The organism is Streptomyces sp. FH025, from assembly GCF_017427025.1.
Classification (GTDB): Bacteria; Actinomycetota; Actinomycetes; order Streptomycetales; family Streptomycetaceae; genus Kitasatospora.
In genome coordinates this window covers 1-1,942 of the sequence record NZ_JAFLNG010001028.1, presented here as the reverse complement: position 1 = coordinate 1,942, position 1,942 = coordinate 1, and the positions used below count along the sequence as shown (strand labels likewise).

The following is a 1,942-nucleotide window of genomic DNA, read 5'->3' as shown; positions in this document are numbered from 1 at the left end:
CTCTCGGGCCGGCCGGTCTCGGACTGCCCCGTCTCTGGCTGCCCCGTCTCGGGCCGGCCGGACAGGGGCTGGGACGGGGACGCGGGCTGCGGCTCGGGGGTGCGGCCGGCCTCGGGGTCGGTGATCAGGGCGCGGTACTGGGGACATCGGGCGTCGAGTTCCTCGTGCGTACCGATGTCCAGCAGTCGACCGCGCTCCAGGATGGCGATCCGGTCGGCGAGTTGGAGGGTCGAGCGGCGGTGGGCGATCAGCAGGGTGGTGCGGCCGGTCATCACCGAGCGCAGCGCGTCGTGGATCTCCGCCTCGATCTGCGGGTCCACCGCCGAGGTGGCGTCGTCCAGCAACAGGATCCGGGGGTCGGTGAGGATCGCCCGGGCCAGGGCTATGCGCTGGCGCTGGCCGCCGGAGAGCGTCAGGCCCTGTTCGCCGACCTTGGTCTCGTAGCCGTCCGGCAGGGCGCGGACGAACTCGTCGGCCTGGGCGGCGCGGGCGGCGGCGACGATCTGCTCGTCGGTGGCGTCCGGGCGGCCGTAGGCGATGTTGGTGCGGACCGACTCCGAGAAGAGGAAGCTCTCCTCGGGGACGATGCCGACCGCCGCGCGGACCGAGTCCAGGGTGAGGTCGCGCAGGTCGTGGCCGTAGAGCCGGACGGTACCGGCCGCCGGGTCGTAGAAGCGGGGCACCAGCTGGGCGACCGTCGACTTGCCGGAGCCGGAAGCGCCGACCAGGGCGAGGGTCTCACCGGGGGCCAGCTTCAGGCTGAGGCCGTGCAGGACGGGGGCGGGGTGCTCGGGGTCGTAGCGGAACTCGACCCGGTCGAACTCCAGGGCGACCTCGGGGTTCCGGGGGCCGACGGTGGCACCGTTCGAGGCGTTGTCGGGCGTGCGGCCCGGGGTGCCGCCGTGCGCGCGGTCCGGGGTGCCGCCGTGCGTGAGATCCAGGGCGCCGCCGTGCGTGAGGTCCAGGGTGAGCGCGTTCGGGTGCTCCTGGACCAGTGGGCGTTCGTCGATCAGCTGCAGGACGCGCTCGACGCCCGCCCGCGCCTGCTGGCCGACCGTGATGACCATGGTCAGCATCCGCACCGGGCCGGTCATCTGCGCGACGTACGTGGAGAAGGCGACGAAGGTCCCGAGCGAGACCCTCCCGTCGACGGCCAGCCAGCCGCCGAAGGCCAGCACCGCGACCTGGGCAAGGGCCGGGATCGCCTGCATCGCCGGGTTGTAGCGGGCGTTGAGGCGGATCGACCGGAGCCGGGCGGCGAAGAGGTTGCGGGAGGCCCGTTCGAGCTTGTCCTGCTCCTGCGCCTCCTGGCCGAATCCCTTGACCACGCGGACGCCGCCGATCGCGCCGTCCACCACGCCCGCGACGGCGGCCGCTTCCTGCTGGGCGGCCCAGGTCGCGGGGAACAGGCGCTTGCGGCTGAGCACGCTGACCCACCACAGCGCGGGGGCCATCACCAGGGCGATCAGGGTGAGCGGCGGGGACAGCCAGACCATCACGACCAGCGACATGACGAACATCAGCAGGTAGCCGGTCATCATCGGCAGCATCGAGAGCAGGCCGTTGATCAGCTGGAGGTCCGAGGTCGCGCGCCCCACCACCTGGCCGGTGTCCAGACGGTCCTGACGGTGGCCGTCGAGCCGGCCGAGCGAGCGGAACAGGTCGCTGCGCAGGTCGTGCTGGACATCGACGGCGAGCTGGCCGCCGTAGTAGCGGCGGACCTGGGTGCAGCCGAAGACCACGACGGCGGCGAGCAGCAGCACCACCGCCCAGGGGGTCAGCGAGCGGGTGTGGGCGACGATGACGTCGTCGATGATCAGCTTGGTGACCAGTGGCACCAGCGCGGTGACGGCCATGCCGAGGAGCGAGGCGCCGAAGGCGAGCAGCAGACTGCGGCGGGACCGCCAGCTGTAGCCGGCCAGCCGGCGCAGCCAGCCGCTGC

At 72.9% G+C, this 1,942-nt stretch carries 1 protein-coding gene; it reads right to left on the bottom strand.

What is annotated here, in order from left to right; translation table 11 throughout:
* Positions 1–1,942: ABC transporter ATP-binding protein (locus J0670_RS39760; RefSeq protein WP_243438045.1), on the bottom strand; the 1,942-nt coding region annotated here is incomplete at both ends.